The following is a 15765-nucleotide window of genomic DNA, read 5'->3' on the forward strand; positions in this document are numbered from 1 at the left end:
AAGGGCGGCACGCGTCACCATTTTAGGCCTGGTGAAACGGGTGTCAATGCCGCCCGAACGCCTCGCGACATGCTGAATCCGTAGTCTTGCGGTGGCGATTTTGCGGGATATTCGCCACGGAACATGTGGAAGCGAGTCGCCGGACTCTTGCGCGTGAGTCACGCCATATTGTAGCGTTCGGCTTGTCAGATACGACATCTCGTGCAGCGGTTCTGATCCCAAAAGTCCTCTTGTACCGGCGTAAACGTTCGGGCGTCTGATTGCGCCCGGCGAGCCTTAAGGGATTCTGGCGGCACGGGTTTTTCGAAGCTTACGCATTCGTCGTGCGGCCCCGCAGATGGCGGCGCGCGGTGAAGGAAAGGGTGCCATGACCGTTTTGACCTGGTCCGACGATCGCGTCGAACAGCTGAAAAAGCTCTGGGAGGCCGGACTTTCGGCCAGCCAGATTGCCGCTGAGCTTGGGAATGTCACCCGCAACGCCGTGATCGGCAAGGTGCACAGGCTCGGCCTGTCCGGCCGCGCCAAGAGCCCGTCTTCGGCAGCTCCCCGGCCGCGCAAGGCGCGTCCCGCGCAGCACATGATGCGCGTGAGCCGCCCGATCTCGCGGGGCAACACCGCACTCGCCCAGGCCTTCGAGGTCGAGGTCGAGGCTGAACCTGTGACCTTCGACAACGTGGTGCCGATGAGCCAGCGGCTGTCGCTGCTCGAATTGAACGAGGCCACCTGCCACTGGCCGGTCGGCGATCCCTCGAGCGCGGACTTCTTCTTCTGCGGCGGCAAGGCGCTCTCCGGCCTGCCCTATTGCGCCCAGCACTCGCGGGTCGCGTATCAGCCGGCGGCCGATCGTCGCCGCGCGCCGGCGAAGCCGGGTCCGCGCTGAGCATGGCTCCAGACGACAGCGTCCCGGTACCTGCCGCGGCGATCGAGACATAAAAAAGCGCGCCCCAGGGCGCGCTTTTTATTTTGCTTGCTTGTCACCGTGCTCAGGCCTGCTCGGCCTTCGCGAAGCGGTCGTCGAGCGCGTAGCCGGCGCCACGGACGGTGCGGATCGGGTCCTGCTCGCGGCCGAGATTGAGGAGCTTGCGCAGGCGGCCGATATGCACGTCGACGGTCCGCTCGTCGATATAGATGTCGCGGCCCCAGACGCTGTCGAGCAGCTGCTCGCGCGAGAACACGCGGCCGGGATGCTCCAGGAAGAACTCCAGCAGGCGATATTCGGTCGGGCCGAGGTCGATCGGCCGGCCCGAGCGCGCCACGCGACGCTTTTCGCGGTCGAGCTCGATGTCGCCGAAAGCCAGCACGGTTGCGAGCCGCTCGGGGCTTGCACGCCGCAGCAGTCCTTTCACCCGCGCCAACAGCTCAGGCACGGAGAACGGCTTGACGATGTAATCGTCGGCGCCGGTGGCGAGGCCGCGCACCCGCTCGCTCTCCTCGCCGCGCGCGGTGAGCATGATGATCGGCAGCTGCTTGGTGTCGGACCGCGTCCGCAACCGGCGGCACAGCTCGATACCGGACAGGCCCGGCAGCATCCAGTCGAGCACGATCAGATCGGGAATGTGCTCCTTGAGACGGGTGTCGGCGTCGTCGCCGCGCATCACCGTCTCGACGTCATAACCGTCGCCTTCGAGATTGTAGCGAAGCAGCTCGGTAAGAGCTTCTTCGTCTTCAACCACCATAATGCGTGCGCCCATGGGGTCGTCGCTCCTTGAGGATTCAGGTGTTGGGGACGGTGGTTGCGAAGGTCGTCATGTCGCCCTTCGGTCGCTTGTCGGTGATGGCCTGGCCTTCGATCATGTAGAACACGGTCTCGGCAATGTTGGTGGCGTGGTCGCCGATCCGCTCGATGTTCTTGGCGCAGAACATCAGATGGATGCAGAACGAGATGTTGCGCGGATCCTCCATCATGTAGGTGAGGAGCTCGCGGAACAGCGAGGTGCAGATGGCGTCGACCTCCTCGTCGCCCTTCCACACCACCATCGCCGCCGGCAGATCATGCGCGGCATAGGCATCCAGCACCGACTTGACCTGTTGCTGCACGAGGTCGGTCATGTGCTCGAGGCCACGGAACAGCTTGAGCGGATGGAAATCCGTCTCAAGCGCCGCGACGCGTTTGCCCATGTTCTTGGCGAGGTCGCCGATCCGCTCGAGATCGGTCGCGACGCGCATGGCGCCGACGATCTCGCGCAGATCGATCGCCATCGGCTGGCGGCGGGCGATGGTGAGCACGGCGTGCTCCTCGATCCGCCTTTGAAGCGCGTCGATCTCGGCGTCGGTGATGACCACGCGCTGGCCGAGCGCGACGTCGCGACGGATCAGCGCGTCGACGGAATCGACGATCATCCGCTCGGCGAGGCCGCCCATTTCTGCGACCGACCGGGTGAGCTCCTGGAGGTCGGTATCGAAAGCCTTTGCGGTATGTTCAGAACCCATGTCCTGTCTCCTCAGCCGAACCGGCCGGTAATGTAATCCTGCGTGCGCCGGTCGGTCGGCGACGTGAAGATCTTGCTGGTGTCGTCGAACTCGATCAACTCGCCGAGATACATGAAGGCGGTCTTGTCGGAGACGCGCGCCGCCTGCTGCATGTTGTGGGTGACGATCGCGATCGTGTAATTCTCGGACAGTTCCTGGATCAGCTCCTCGACCTTGGCGGTCGAGATCGGGTCGAGCGCCGAGCAGGGCTCGTCGAACAGGATCACCTCGGGCCGCACGGCGACGGTGCGCGCGATGCAGAGACGCTGCTGCTGGCCGCCGGAGAGCGAGAGGCCGGATGCATTGAGCTTGTCCTTGACCTCGTTCCACAGCGCGCCGCCGCGCAGCGCCTTCTCGACGCGGTCGTCCATCTCGGACTTCGGGATCTTCTCGTAGAGACGGATGCCGAAGGCGATGTTCTCGTAGATCGTCATCGGAAACGGCGTCGGCTTCTGGAACACCATGCCGACGCGCGCGCGCAACAGATTGAGGTCCAGCCCGGGATCGAGGATGTTGGTCTGGTCGAGCATCAGCTGGCCGGTGACGCGCTGGCCGGGATAGAGGTCGTACATCCGGTTGAAGATGCGCAGCAGGGTCGACTTGCCGCAGCCCGACGGGCCGATGAAGGCCGTGACGCGGTTGGTGCCGAGCGCCAGATTGATGTTCTTCAGCGCGTGGTGCTCGCCGTAATAGAAGTTGAGATTGCGCACCGTCACCTTCGCCGGAGCTTCGGGCAGCGGCTGCTGGGCATGCGGGAGCCCGCCGGAGGCGCTCATCGATACGGAAAGGTCACTCATTTTGCGGTCCTCTCGGCGCCAAGAATGCGCGCGCCAATGTTCAGGGCAAGCACGGTCAACGTAATCAGCAGCGCACCGCTCCAGGCGAGTTGCTTCCAATAGGCATAGGGGCTCTGGACGAAGTTGTTGATCGTCACGGGCAGGTTCGCCATCGTCTTGTTCAGGCCGAGGCTGAAGAACTGGTTCGACAGCGCGGTGAAGAGCAATGGCGCGGTCTCGCCGGCGACACGGGCGGTCGCGAGCAGCACGCCGGTAATGAGACCCGAGCGGGCCGCGCGATAGGCGATCCGCTTGATCACCAGCGAGCGCGGCAGGCCGAGCGCCGAGGCCGCTTCGCGCAGCGCGTTCGGCACCAGCAGCAGCATGTCCTCGGTCGTACGCAGCACCACCGGGATCACGATGACGGCCAAAGCGAGCGAGCCTGCGATCGCCGAGAAGCCGCGCATCGGCACCACCACGGCGCCATAGATGAACAGGCCGATGATGATCGAGGGCGCCGACAGCAGGATGTCGTTGATGAAGCGGATCACCGAGGTCAGCTTGTCGTTGCGACCGTACTCGGCGAGATAGGTGCCGGCGAACAGGCCGAGCGGCGCGCCGATGCCGACGCCGATCACGGTCATGATCAGCGAACCCACGATGGCGTTGCGCAGGCCGCCTTCGGTCGAGCCCGGCGGCGGCGTGTCGGCGACGAACAGTTCGAGGTTGAGGCCCGCCAACCCGTTGTAAAGCAGCGTCATCAGGATCAGCGCGAGCCAGGTCACGCCGAAGGCGGCGGCGGCGATGCAGAGCGTGCGGACGATGATGTCCTTGCGGCGGCGGCGTGCATAAATCCGGTTCATGTTACTTCCCCGCCTTCCTTTCCAGACGCAGCAGCATCAGCCGGGCGCCCGCGAGCACGAAGAACGTCAGCACGAACAGCAGCAGGCCGAGCAGGATCAGGCCGGACTGGTGCAGCCCGTCGCTCTCGGCGAATTCGGAGGCGATCGCCGCCGAGATCGTCGTGCCCGGCGCGAAGATCGACGACGAGATGCGGAACGAGTTGCCGATGATGAAGGTGACCGCCATGGTCTCGCCGAGCGCGCGGCCCAGCGCCAGCATGACGCCGCCGATGATGCCGACGCGGGTATAGGGAATTACCACGCTGCGCACCACTTCCCAGGTGGTGCAGCCGACGCCATAGGCAGCTTCCTTCAGCACCGGAGGCACCGTCTTGAACACGTCCACCGAGATCGATGTGATGAATGGCAGCACCATGATCGCGAGGATCAGCGCGGCGTTGAACAGGCTGAGATAGGACGGCGGACCTGCGAAGATCGCGCCGAGCACGGGGACGCCATCGAAGATCTTGATCATGAAGGGCTGGAAGGTGTTGGCCAGGAACGGGCCCAGCACGAAGAAGCCCCACATGCCGTAGATGATCGAGGGAATGCCGGCGAGCAGCTCGATCGCCATGCCGATCGGCCGGCGCAGCCATTGCGGGCAGAGCTCGGTCAGGAAGATCGCAATGCCGAGACCGACCGGAATGGCGATCAGCATCGCTATGAAGGAGGTGACGAGCGTGCCGTACATCGGTCCGAGCGCGCCGAGCACGGGCGGATCCGCCGAGGGCGCCCAGCGCTGCGTCCACAGGAACGCGAAGCCGTACTCCTTCATCGCCGGGACGGCGCCGATGATCAGCGAAACGATGATGCCGCCGAGAATGAGAAGCACCGAAATCGCGCTGAGCCGCGTAATCCAGTAGAAGGTGACATCGCCGAGCTTGAACGCGCTCAAAGCCTTGGCGCGATCGTATGGTCCGGCGTCGTCGATTACATCGCTCTGAACGGCCATTTCTGCCACGCCGATCCCCTGTGCCAAGTCATATACGCTTTTGATGGTCTCGTGCCCCGGACTCGGCACGAGGCCTATCCGGGGCAGAAAAGTCGTCACGTCGGCAATGCGGCCGCAGGAGGCCGCACTGCCTCCGAGAGCAAAGAGCTTAGCTCTTGATGTCGGCTGACCAGGTCTTCTCGATCAGCTTCACGACGTTCTCGGGCATCGGGATGTAGTCGAGTTCCTCCGCAGACTTCGCACCCTTTTCAAAGGCGAACTGGAAGAACTTCAGCGCTTCCTGCGACGCGGCCTTGTCGGTCGCTTCCTTGTGCATCAGCACGAAGGTCGTCGCGACGATCGGCCAGGACTTGTCGCCAGGCTGGTCGGTGAGGATCAGGTAGTACCCCGGAGCGCTGGTCCAGTCGGCGTTGGACGCGGCAGCCTGGAACGACTCGTTGGTCGGGTCGACGGTCTTGCCGGCCTTGTTGACCATCTTGGTGTAGGTCAGCTTGTTCTGCTTGGCATAGGCGTATTCGACATAACCGATCGAGTTCCTGGTCTGGGCAATGTTTCCGGCAACGCCCTCGTTGCCCTTGGCGCCGACGCCAACGGGCCACTCGACGGCGGTGCCTTCACCGACCTTGCTCTTCCAGTCGGCGCTGGCCTTGGAGAGGTAGTTGGTGAAGTTGAAGGTGGTACCCGAACCATCCGCGCGGTGAACGACCGAGATCGCTTCCGACGGCAGCTTGGCACCCGGGTTCAGCTTCTTGATCGCAGCGTCGTCCCACTTGGTGATCTTGCCGACGAAGATGTCGGCGAGGGTGGCGCCGTCGAGCACGAGATCGCCGGCCTTCACGCCTTCAACGTTCACGACCGGAACGATACCGCCCATGACCATCGGCCACTGAGCGAAGCCGTCCTTCTGGAGCTGATCCGCCTTCAAGGGAGCGTCGGTCGCGCCGAAGGTCACGGTCTTGGCCTGGATCTGCTTGATGCCGGCGCCAGAACCGATCGACTGGTAGTTCACGCCATTGCCCGTGTCCTTCTTGTAGGCATCAGCCCATTTGGAGAGGACGGGGAAAATGAAGGTCGAGCCGGCACCGGTGATGTCGGCGGCGAAGGCCGTCGTCGTCGTTGCGGCGACCAAGCCGGCAGCGACGATCGTTTTGATGAATTTCATGCTGGTCTCCATACAGGGGAGCGAAGCGCCCATCAGCGCCCGATCGCGCTCCCCGCGCCGCCCCTTTAGGAGCGGTCGGCTGAGCTTTTACGAAGCTTTCATGACAGTCGGATGACACCATCAAGCAATTGAAATCGCTCGATTTTCTTGTCTAGACGAAAGTCTTGGCCTGGGGAAAACAGGCGGTGAAAGTGGCGCCCTGTTTGGGCACACTTTCGATCAAGAGACGGCCGCGGTGACGATTTAGAATGTGTTTCACCAGGGATAGTCCCAGTCCTGTTCCGCCCTGCAAGCGGCTGTCGCCGACATCGACCCGATAGAACCGCTCGGTCAGGCGCGGCAGGTGCTCGGGCGCGATGCCGGGGCCGAAGTCGCGGACCGTGACCCGGATTTCCTGCGTTCCATCGGTGCCCGAGGGAGCGGTCAGCGACACGATGACGCGCCCGCCGGAGGCGCCGTATTTGAGCGCGTTCTCGATCAGATTCTCGAACAGGCGGAGCAGCTCCTCCCGGTCGCCGGCGATCATGACCGGGGTCTCAGGCAGATGGGTCTCGACCTCGACCTGACGTTCCCGCGCCAGCGGCTCGAGCCCATCGGCGACCTGGAAGATGATCGGCAGCAGATCGACCAGGGTGTCGGGCCGCACATGGGCCGACAGCTCCACCCGCGACAGCGACAAGAGATCGTCGATGAGGCGCGCCATGCGGGTCGCCTGATTGTGCATGATACCGAGGAAGCGCTCGCGCGCCTTGGGATCGTCCTTGGCCTGGCCCTGCAGCGTATCGATGAAGCCGGACAGCGCCGCGAGCGGCGTGCGCAATTCGTGGCTGGCATTGGCGACGAAGTCGGCCCGCATCTCCTCGACCCGGCGCAACGGCGTCTGGTCGTGGAACGTCATCAGCATGCACTTGTCGGCGCCGCCGAAATTTGTCGGCACCGGCACCGGGGTGATGATCAGCTCCATCCAGCGATCGACGGGCACGTGGTCGAGATAGGTCGCGCGCCGCGGCTCGGTGGTCGCAATGGATTCGCGCAGCGCGGTGATGATCTCCGGCGAGCGCAGCGCGAACTGGGCCAGCTCGTTCTTGCGCAGCGCCGGCGCGAGCTGGGCGGCGGCGGCATTGAGGTGGATGACGCGGCCGGCGCGGTCGAGCAGCACGGCAGGATCAGGCATGCCCGCGACGACGGCGGCCACGGCCGCGCTTTCGACCGGATTGACCCGCCTGACGTCGTCGCGCGAGGTTGCGGCATCATGCAGCCGCCAGGGGATCAGCGCGGCAGCCGCGATGCACAGGAACACCGCCACGGCCCGGATCGCCGACAATTCGCCGAGCGAGACCACCACCGACAACGCCAGCGCCGCGGCAATCAGGATGACGGTCGAATGCCGCAACCGGTCGGACCAAGGCTGCGCGGGGGGAGACGAGGGAGCGTCGATCGCCATCGGGGCGGGCTTCTCCTTGTTGCGCCGGTCAGGCGCCGCTGCCGTCGCGACGCTCTCTCACATAGGCGGCTTTGGGTGCCGGACCGGGGTCGAGCTTGAGCGCCGCCTGCTGCAAGCGCTTGGACCGCGCACCGATGATAACTTCGCGAAACGTCAGCAAGATTACAGAGATGACGAAGGGCGACAGATAATAGAGCACCCGGAACAGCAGCATGCCGCCCAGCAGCTCCTCGCGGTCCATCTGCCAGAGACCTACCAGCATGGCGGCGTCGAACACCCCGAGTCCGCCGGGCGAATGGCTGGCAAAGCCGAGCAGCGTCGCCGAGACGAAGATGACCGCGACCACGACGAAGCCGAGGTTGGGCTCGTCGGGGACCAGCACGTACATCGCGAGCGCGCAGAAGCCGAGATCGATGATGCCGATCGCGATCTGGAGCAGGGTCAGCGGGCCGCCCGGCAACACCACGGTCCAGGGGCCGCGCCCGACCACCCGGGGCTGCGTCCAGACCCAGACCACATAACCAACCAGCGCCACGATGATCATCATCGCGATCATCCTGTTGAGCCAGGGCGGCAGCTGGTCGATCGCGGCGGCGGCCTCCGGATGATAGGAGATGCCGAGGCCGAGCACGGCGGCATTGCCGAGCCAGAAGGTGAGGCCGGCCAGGAAGCAGATTTTTGCGACGTCGATCGCGTTCAACCCGCTCGCAGAATAGATGCGGTAGCGCACCGCGCCACCGGTGAAGACGCTGGCGCCGACATTGTGGCCGATCGAATAGCTGGTGAAGGCCGCGAGCGCGTTGATGCGATAAGGCACATGGGAATGGCCGATCGCGCGGACCGCGAACAGATCGTAGAAGGTCAGCGTGAAATACCCCGCGGCAACGAACAAGGCCGCCATCGCAATCTGGCGCGGCTCGGTGCTCTTGATCGCCTCGATCACCTCGTTTTTGTCGATGCCGCGGAGCATGTGGTAGAGCACATAGCAAGCGATCCCGATGACCGCGACGCTGGTCACAACTCCAAGCTTGTGCAGGATTTGCTTGTGGCGCAGAAACGTCATCGCTCTGCGTATGGCTTCCAGCATCTAGACCTCGAACAACGCTTCAGCGGCCGGCGAACAGGCGGACGACGCACAGGCATTCAACGAGCCCTCACCGCCGGCCTCGCGCATGCCCCCCGCCCCTCCACTAGCGCGTTTCGGGGCCGAGTGGAATTCGCCAATGTGAACAAAATCACGTGCCTTCAATATTTTAGGCAGGGTGTGGGCTCCTGATGCACGGTTTGGCGCTTTCGGCGCCAAGCTCGAGGCGAATCTCCATGGCGATCCTGCGCAGAGGCCATGAAGTTTTGATGATTTCGACCGGACAATGTTCCGCGGCGGCTTAAGTCGAAATCAATCTATGGATCGCATCGGCCCGTTGAAAGAGGCGACTGCAGGACGCACGACTGCGTCGCTCATGACGCCTCGTCCGAGATCATCGGGTTGCACTGCGGCATCCCAGAAGGCACTCGGCCACCCGCCAGGATGGCCGCGATGAGCACGTTGCTCGGAGGTAGCGCTCTCTTCAGGCGGCAAGCAGTGAGCGAATCGCTTCGATGCCTGCGATCCAGCCCGCGACGGAGCGACCGATCGCCACGGCATGATCCTCCTGAAGGAAGTGCAGGCCGGGGCCGAGATGCACGTGCGCGCAATGCCTCAGCGAGGCCGCGAACCGCTCCGCAAAATCGGGCGAGACAAGCGCGCCGGGCGCACCTGAGAACAGCAACTTCGGGTAGGACGATGTGGCCAGCGCGGCATGCGCCGATTGAAGCGTCGCATAGACATCGGCGGGCTGGTTCGCGATCGGCAGTTCGCGTGGAAGCGCAAGAACCGGGCGGCGGCTCTCCGGCGTCGGGAACGGCGCGCGATAGGGCGCCATCTCCTCGTCGCTGAGCTTGCGCACGATGCCGCCCGGCAGCACGCGCTCAATGAACGCGTTGGCCTCGAGGATCATCGCCTCACCCTCGCCCGGCGTCCTGAATTTGCGGAAGGTCTCACGCGCAGCCTCGGCCTGGTGAAAGTCCTGCCAGGTCGGCATCGGACGGATGAACTCCATGAAAGCCAATCCGCGCACGATCTCCGGCCGGCGCGCGGCAAGATGGAATGCGAGCGCCGTCCCCCAATCCTGCGCGACCAGATAGGCCGATTTGATGCCGCGTTCGTCGATGAAGGCATCGAGATAGCGTGCAAGATCGAAGAAGCGATAGGCAATATCCGGTTTGTCGGATTGGCCGAAGCCGATGTTGTCGGGCGCGATGCAATGCGCGACCGATGACACCAGCGGCAAGATGTTGCGCCAGATATGCGAGGAGGTGGGATTGCCGTGCAGGAAGAGCGCAACGGGCGCGTCCTCCGCGCCTGTCTCGCGATAGGCCATGCTGCTTCCGAGGACGGACGCTTTGCGGATCTCGATCTGCTTGGTCATGTCAGCTCCTTGAACACGGTTTGGAATGCGATGGTCTTGAAACGCTCGAGCGCTTTGGGATTGCGATCGACTTTCATGCGCAGGATCGCGCCCTGCCACGACGCGAGCAGGAAGTCGGCAAGCTCCTCCGGCTCGAAATCGGATGCGATCTCGCCGCTGGCCTGAGCATCGCGGATGCAGGCGGCGAACGGCGAGCGCCATTCCGCAAAGATGGCCCCAAGGCGCGCGCGCAGCAGTTCGCTGCTGCCAGATGCCTCCAGGCTGAGATCGCCGATCAGGCAACCGCGAGCGTAGCCATCAGCCCCCAGCCGGCCGGTGATGATGTCGAGATAGCGCCTGAGCCGCGCGCGCGACGTCAGCGAGGCGTCGTCGAGGGCCTCGGCAACCAGTCCCCTGGTCACGTCGAAATAGCGGTCGAGCACCTCGGAGGCGAACGCCTCCTTCGAGCGGAAATGGTTGGTGAAGGACCCCTGGGGCGCGCCCGCAGCCATGGTGACGTCGCGCACGCTGGTGCCGTGGTAGCCGGTCCGGAACATGACCTTGAGGCCGGCGTCGAGGATGGCGTCTTTGAGTGAGGGCTTCGGCATGAGCGCCACAATACGTACGTACGTATTGCTGTCAAGCGCCAGCTTGTTTCCTCGGCGATCTCCCCGCCGATCAATCGGTTACCGAGCCTTTGAAGGTCAGATCAGCCTGCCGGCTGGCTCCGGGAGACCACCCAATAGCGCAGGCATGCGCCGATGGTACAGCCGACGAGGTAGCAGGTGAACATGATGAGGCCGAGGTCGAGCCAGTAGCCGAAGCGGCCCGGGACCACATGCGCCAACGAGGCCGCGAGCAGGCCTGCAACCAGCACCGCGAGCCAGCGCGCCGTGACCTTCGGGGTGCCGTTGCCGCGCTGGACCACCGAGATCCAGCCCATGCAGAACCCCAGCAGAACCGAGCCGATCAGCCAGCCCATATGGAACGAGACGAGATAGGGCATCGTCACCTCACCAGAAATTCGATGCGGCGGTTTTGCGCCTTGCCATCGTCGGTGTCGTTGCCGGCGACAGGCTGCGTGCTGCCGTAGCCGACAGCAGTGAAGCGCTCAGCCGGCAAGCCCGCCTTGACGAGATAAGCGATCACCGCCTGCGCGCGCTTCTCGGACAGCGCCTGGTTGAACGAATCCTCGCCGTCGGAATCAGTGTGGCCGGCAACCTCGATATCGGTGGTCGGGCAACGCAGCGCCGTCTCGATCAGATGATCGAGAATGCCGGCGGAGTCGGGATCGATGTCGGCGCGCTTGGGCTCGAAGCGGATCTTGCCCTTCGCCAGGAGCTCCGAGAACAGTTGCTGGCAGACGGTACCGTCGACCGGACCCGCCGGCGGCTTCACCGTGATTTCGGGCTTGTATTGCCAGTTTTTTGGAAAGTCCTTGCCGAGGCCGGCGCGGATGTCGTTGGCCGCACCCTCGTAAAGCGCATCCCCCGACAGCTTCACCTCGCGATCGGACACCACGAGCGTACCGGTCGACAGCCGCGACAGCGCGCCGAGCGCTGCGATCACGGCGGTGTTGAACGAACCGGGCGCACCGACGCTGGCCTTGAGATTATCGACGACCTTCTCAGTGAAGAATTTTCGCGACGCGCTGGTCGCGATCGCGGCGTGCACGACGTTGTCAGGCACGTAGCCGGTCAGCGTCAGGGTGGCCGCGACCGGATCCTTGTAGGCCTGGAAAATATAAGGCGGTGCCTTGATCTCATTGGCGGCGATCGAGAATCCCTCGGGTAGGTTCTTCAGCGCCGCGCCGATCGCCTCGCGGCCGCCGAGGTCGCGCGCCATGCCCGACAGACTGACCTTGGTATCCGATATCGTGATCTTGCCGTCTTTGAGCTTGCCGATCTGGTCGAGCAGCAGCATCGCGGCCGCCTCGAAACGGGGCGGTGCGCCACGGGCGAGACCCATCTGATCGGCGATCTCGGTCCCGTTGGCCTCTTTTCGCGCGGCCTCCGTGAGGCGCGCTTTTATCGCCGGCAGCGGAGCGGAGCCCGACAGCGTCACGCGCACCACGTCACGCTCGGCGTTCCAGACGAAGGGTTTGGCTTCGGGAGCAAGCCGGGTCTGGTCATCGACCAGCCGCACGCCGGGAACCAGCTCGACGGCCGTGACGGCATCGCGGCGTCCCTCCTCGGAGAAGGCATCGGCAATCAGGCTGATGTCACGGCCGTCGACCGCGATCCGGGTCTTGTCCAGGACGGTGTCCTTGAGCGCAGCCGAACTGCGGGCCGAGAGGTCGGCCTCGACAGGCAAAGTGTTGTTCCAGGCCGCAATTCCCCACATGACGGCCAGGGGAATCAGCCCCGGCCACCACTTGCTGGCCCACCCGAAAAGCATCTGCATTCGACGATCCGAACTCTGGAACCGGAGACAAAACAAACCCTTGGCAGGCTGTCAAACCGGAAATGGGGCCCTTTGCGAGGCCGCGCGTGGACAATTGGAATAACTTTTTCTTCAAGGGTCATTCCTTAAAATTGAAGGCGGAATGCCAGGGGCGACCCACCGGTCATGAAACAACTTCGAAACAACGTCATTCGCGCCGGGCTGGGAGCACTCTATTTCAGCGGGGCGCACCATCTGCTGCGCCCGCTGCTGTCGGGCGTCGGCGCCATTTTCATGCTGCACCATGTGCGGCCGGCCCGGGGCAGTGCCTTCCAGCCGAACCGGCATCTCGAGGTCACCCCCGACTTCCTGCGTGCGACGCTGTGCCATTTGCGCTCGTGCGAGATCGACATTGTCAGCATGGACGAACTGCACGAGCGGCTGGCGCAGGGCCGCTTCGAGCGCCGCTTCGCCGCCTTCACCCTCGACGACGGCTATCGCGACAACCGGGACCATGCGTTGCCGGTGCTGCGCGAATTCGACGCGCCCGCGACCATCTATGTCGCGAGCGACTTTGCCGAGGGCACGGGTCGATTGTGGTGGACCGCGCTGGAGGCCGTCATCGCCAGGGCCGAGCAGGTCGAGGTGCGGATCGGCCGTTCGGCGCTTCGGCTCGATGCGAGCACAACGGCCGCGAAACAGGCGGCATTCGACCGTCTGCATGATTGGCTGCGCGCGCTGCCGGGCGAGCCCGATCTGAAGCGCGAGATCGAAGCTCTCTGCGCCGCCCATGGGGTCGATATGGCCGCGCTGTGTCGCAGCCTTTGCCTGTCCTGGGACGAGGTGAAACAGCTCGCCACCGATCCGCTGGTCACGATCGGCGCACACACCGTCAGCCATTGCAACCTCGCCAAGCAGAGCGAGGAGATCGCCGCGCAGGAGATGGCGGTGAGCCGGGCGCGGATCGAGAACGCGCTGGAGCGCGAGGTGGTGCATCTCGCCTACCCCTATGGCGACCACGATGCCGCAGGAACGCGCGAATTTGCGCTCGCCGCATCCGCCGGCTTCAAGACCGCAGTGACGACGCGGCCCGGCATGTTGTTCGCCGAAAACGCCGGCCAGATGACCGCGCTGCCGCGCGTCTCGCTCAACGGAAATTACCAGGATGCGCGCATTCTGCCGGTGCTGACCTCGGGCGCCGCGACCGCGATGTGGAACGGTTTTCGCCGGATCTCGGCGGCTTGATCCAGCCGCCCCTTCCTTGACTCCCCTCCCCGCCGCGCTCAAAACGAGCGCCAACTCAAGGGAGGCAACATGTCCAACGATCTATTCTCGCTCAAAGGCCGCATCGCACTCGTGACCGGCGGCTCGCGTGGCATCGGCAAGATGATCGCGGCCGGATTTCTCGGCGCCGGCGCCGCAAAGGTCTACATCACCGCACGGAAGGCAGGCCCCTGCGAAGCCACCGCGAAAGAGCTCTCGGCGCAATATGACGGCGAATGCATCGCGTTGCCGATCGACATCTCGACCGTCGAAGGCTGCGACAGGCTCGCTTCCGAAATCATCAGGCTGGAGCCGAAGCTCGACATCCTCGTCAACAATGCGGGCGCGGCCTGGGGCGCGGAGTTCGACGAATTCCCGGAAAGCGGCTGGGACAAGGTGATGGACCTCAACGTCAAGTCGCTGTTCTTCCTGACCAAGGCGCTGGCCAAGCCGCTGCGCGCCGCGGCCTCGCACGCGCGCCCTGCCAAGGTCATCAACATCGCCTCCGTCGACGGCATCTTCGTCAATCCCGGCGAGACCTATTCCTACGCCGCGAGCAAGGCCGCGGTGATTCATCTGACACGGCGCATGGCGACGAAGCTGATCAAGGACAACATCAACGTCACCGCGATCGCGCCGGGCGCGTTCAAGTCCGACATGAACCGCGCCGCACGCGACCACGCAGACGACGTCGCCAAGCGCATTCCCGCGCGCCGCATCGGCACCGACGAGGACATGGCCGGCGTTGCGATCTATCTGGCCTCGCGCGCAGGGGATTACGTGGTGGGCAACACCATCGCGGTCGATGGCGGCGTGGTGTACGCGAATGCGGGGCTGGAGATCGCGGGGTAACGCTGCGCGCGGATGGCGAGTAGCGAACGGCGAGTAGCTGTTCTACTCGCCACTAAAGCGGGATGGCTTTAGTCTGAATCGATTTGGGATTCCCAAATCAGTTTGTTTCTGATTCACCATGCTGGCTGGATAGGAGGCCAGCATGGATGGGCAAGCCTTACTCTCTGGATCTCCGTAAACGTGTCGTAGCCGCGATCGAGGGCGGGATGTCGCGCAATCGAGCCGCCAAGCAGTTTGGGGTGGCGATCAGCACGGCCATCGGCTGGATGCAGCGGGTCGAGAAGACCGGCAGCGTTGAGCCTAGCCAGATCGGCGGCTACAAGCCGAAGGCAATTTCGGGCAAGCACGCGGTCTGGCTGTCACAACGGATCAAGGATGGCGATTTCACCATACGCGGTCTCGTTGCCGAGCTTGCCGGACGTGGCCTGAAGGTCGACTACCACTCGGTGTGGGACTTCGTACATGCCGAGAAGCTCAGCTTCAAAAAAAAGCGTGGCGGCTGGCGAGCGCGATCGACCTGAGGTCGCGCGGCGGCGAGCCCAGTGGACAAAGTATCAAGATCGCGTCGAAGCTGAGCGGCTGGTCTTCATCGACGAGACCTGGACCAGGACCGATATGGCACCCTTGCGGGGATGGGCGCCGCGCGGGCACAGACTACACACCAAGGTTCCCCACGGCCGCTGGAAGACCATGACCTTCCTGGCGGCCCTGCGCCACGACCGGATCGAGGCGCCATGGTTCATCGAGGGGCCGATCGACGGCGTGAGCTTTCGCATCTATGTCGAGAAGGTTCTTCTGCCCGTCCTTCGACCCGGCGATATCGTCATCCTGGATAACCTCGGCAGCCACAGGAGCAAGGCAGTTCGCCAGCTCATCCGTTCGGTCGGTGCCAAGCTGTTTTTCCTGCCAAGATACTCGCCCGACCTGAACCCGATCGAACAGGTCTTTGCCAAGCTCAAGCATCTGCTCCGCAAAGCCGCCGCGCGAACCGTCGACGCAGTCTGCGCCGCAATCGGCCACGCCCTCGACGCCTTCACCTCCGAGGAATGTGCCAACTACCTCAAAAACTCAGGCTATCGAACTTAATGCCATCACGCTTTAGCCATTCACCATTCG

At 64.1% G+C, this 15765-nt stretch carries 16 protein-coding genes; 4 read left to right on the forward strand and 12 right to left on the reverse strand.

The genetic code is table 11. The features are described 5' to 3' along the window. Positions 1-367 precede the first annotated feature (367 nt). Positions 368-880 (forward strand): GcrA family cell cycle regulator, encoded by a 513-nt coding sequence (locus ACVIIW_RS07040; RefSeq protein WP_456700084.1) that lies wholly within the window; start codon positions 368-370, stop codon positions 878-880. Between the two features lie 103 nt (positions 881-983). Here ACVIIW_RS07040 and phoB read toward each other — a convergent pair whose 3' ends face one another. The 12 genes from phoB to ACVIIW_RS07100 all read right to left on the reverse strand — a co-directional run bounded on the left by phoB (position 984) and on the right by ACVIIW_RS07100 (position 12555). Next, complete coding sequence (gene phoB, locus ACVIIW_RS07045; protein WP_254134943.1) at positions 984-1691, reverse strand: phosphate regulon transcriptional regulator PhoB; 708 nt, start codon at positions 1689-1691, stop codon at positions 984-986. 22 nt (positions 1692-1713) lie between these two features. Further along, the gene (gene phoU / locus ACVIIW_RS07050; RefSeq protein WP_456700085.1) at positions 1714-2430 is read right to left on the reverse strand and encodes a phosphate signaling complex protein PhoU; all 717 of its coding nucleotides are present in this window, start codon (positions 2428-2430) and stop codon (positions 1714-1716) included. An 11-nt stretch (positions 2431-2441) separates the two neighbouring features. After that, positions 2442-3266: a phosphate ABC transporter ATP-binding protein PstB gene (pstB, locus tag ACVIIW_RS07055; RefSeq protein WP_456700086.1), complete on the reverse strand. Its 825-nt coding sequence runs from the start codon at positions 3264-3266 to the stop codon at positions 2442-2444. Beyond that, a complete protein-coding gene (pstA, locus tag ACVIIW_RS07060; protein WP_456700087.1) occupies positions 3263-4108 on the reverse strand; it encodes a phosphate ABC transporter permease PstA in 846 nt (281 codons plus the stop codon). Before pstA ends, pstB begins: the two co-directional genes overlap by 4 nt. Before the next feature lies 1 nt (position 4109). After that, positions 4110-5099 (reverse strand): phosphate ABC transporter permease subunit PstC, encoded by a 990-nt coding sequence (gene pstC / locus ACVIIW_RS07065; protein ID WP_456705098.1) that lies wholly within the window; start codon positions 5097-5099, stop codon positions 4110-4112. A gap of 148 nt (positions 5100-5247) precedes the next feature. Further along, a complete protein-coding gene (gene pstS / locus ACVIIW_RS07070) occupies positions 5248-6261 on the reverse strand; it encodes a phosphate ABC transporter substrate-binding protein PstS (RefSeq protein WP_456700088.1) in 1014 nt (337 codons plus the stop codon). A gap of 151 nt (positions 6262-6412) precedes the next feature. Continuing rightward, the gene (locus ACVIIW_RS07075) at positions 6413-7705 is read right to left on the reverse strand and encodes an ATP-binding protein (RefSeq protein WP_456700089.1); all 1293 of its coding nucleotides are present in this window, start codon (positions 7703-7705) and stop codon (positions 6413-6415) included. Between the two features lie 28 nt (positions 7706-7733). Beyond that, entirely contained in the window at positions 7734-8792 is a 1059-nt protein-coding gene (locus tag ACVIIW_RS07080; protein WP_456700090.1) for a UPF0104 family protein, read from the reverse strand. Positions 8793-9273: 481 nt separating this feature from the next. After that, positions 9274-10173: a haloalkane dehalogenase gene (locus ACVIIW_RS07085; RefSeq protein WP_456700091.1), complete on the reverse strand. Its 900-nt coding sequence runs from the start codon at positions 10171-10173 to the stop codon at positions 9274-9276. Beyond that, positions 10170-10760 (reverse strand): TetR family transcriptional regulator C-terminal domain-containing protein, encoded by a 591-nt coding sequence (locus tag ACVIIW_RS07090; protein WP_456700092.1) that lies wholly within the window; start codon positions 10758-10760, stop codon positions 10170-10172. The genes ACVIIW_RS07085 and ACVIIW_RS07090 overlap by 4 nt, the downstream gene beginning before the upstream one ends. Positions 10761-10861: 101 nt before the next feature. After that, positions 10862-11158 carry a hypothetical protein gene (locus ACVIIW_RS07095; protein WP_456700093.1) on the reverse strand — a complete coding sequence of 99 codons (297 nt, stop codon included), beginning with the start codon at positions 11156-11158 and terminating at the stop codon, positions 10862-10864. Between the two features lie 2 nt (positions 11159-11160). Beyond that, complete coding sequence (locus tag ACVIIW_RS07100) at positions 11161-12555, reverse strand: OmpA family protein (RefSeq protein ID WP_456700094.1); 1395 nt, start codon at positions 12553-12555, stop codon at positions 11161-11163. A 165-nt stretch (positions 12556-12720) separates the two neighbouring features. Here ACVIIW_RS07100 and ACVIIW_RS07105 point away from each other — a divergent pair, with 165 nt between their 5' ends. From ACVIIW_RS07105 to ACVIIW_RS07115, 3 genes are all read left to right on the forward strand, one after another. Beyond that, positions 12721-13779, forward strand: a complete 1059-nt coding sequence (locus ACVIIW_RS07105) for a polysaccharide deacetylase family protein (RefSeq protein ID WP_456700095.1) — start codon at positions 12721-12723, stop codon at positions 13777-13779. Positions 13780-13848: 69 nt separating this feature from the next. Beyond that, a complete protein-coding gene (locus tag ACVIIW_RS07110) occupies positions 13849-14649 on the forward strand; it encodes an SDR family oxidoreductase (RefSeq protein ID WP_456700096.1) in 801 nt (266 codons plus the stop codon). A 146-nt stretch (positions 14650-14795) separates the two neighbouring features. Further along, positions 14796-15735, forward strand: a protein-coding gene (locus tag ACVIIW_RS07115; protein WP_456700097.1) for an IS630 family transposase whose coding sequence is annotated in 2 segments (ribosomal slippage) — positions 14796-15131 and positions 15133-15735 — 939 coding nt in all. Because the reading frame shifts where the segments join, the coding sequence is not laid out codon by codon here. Positions 15736-15765: the final 30 nt, after the last annotated feature.

The sequence above is a fragment of the Bradyrhizobium sp. USDA 4449 genome, from assembly GCF_054056275.1.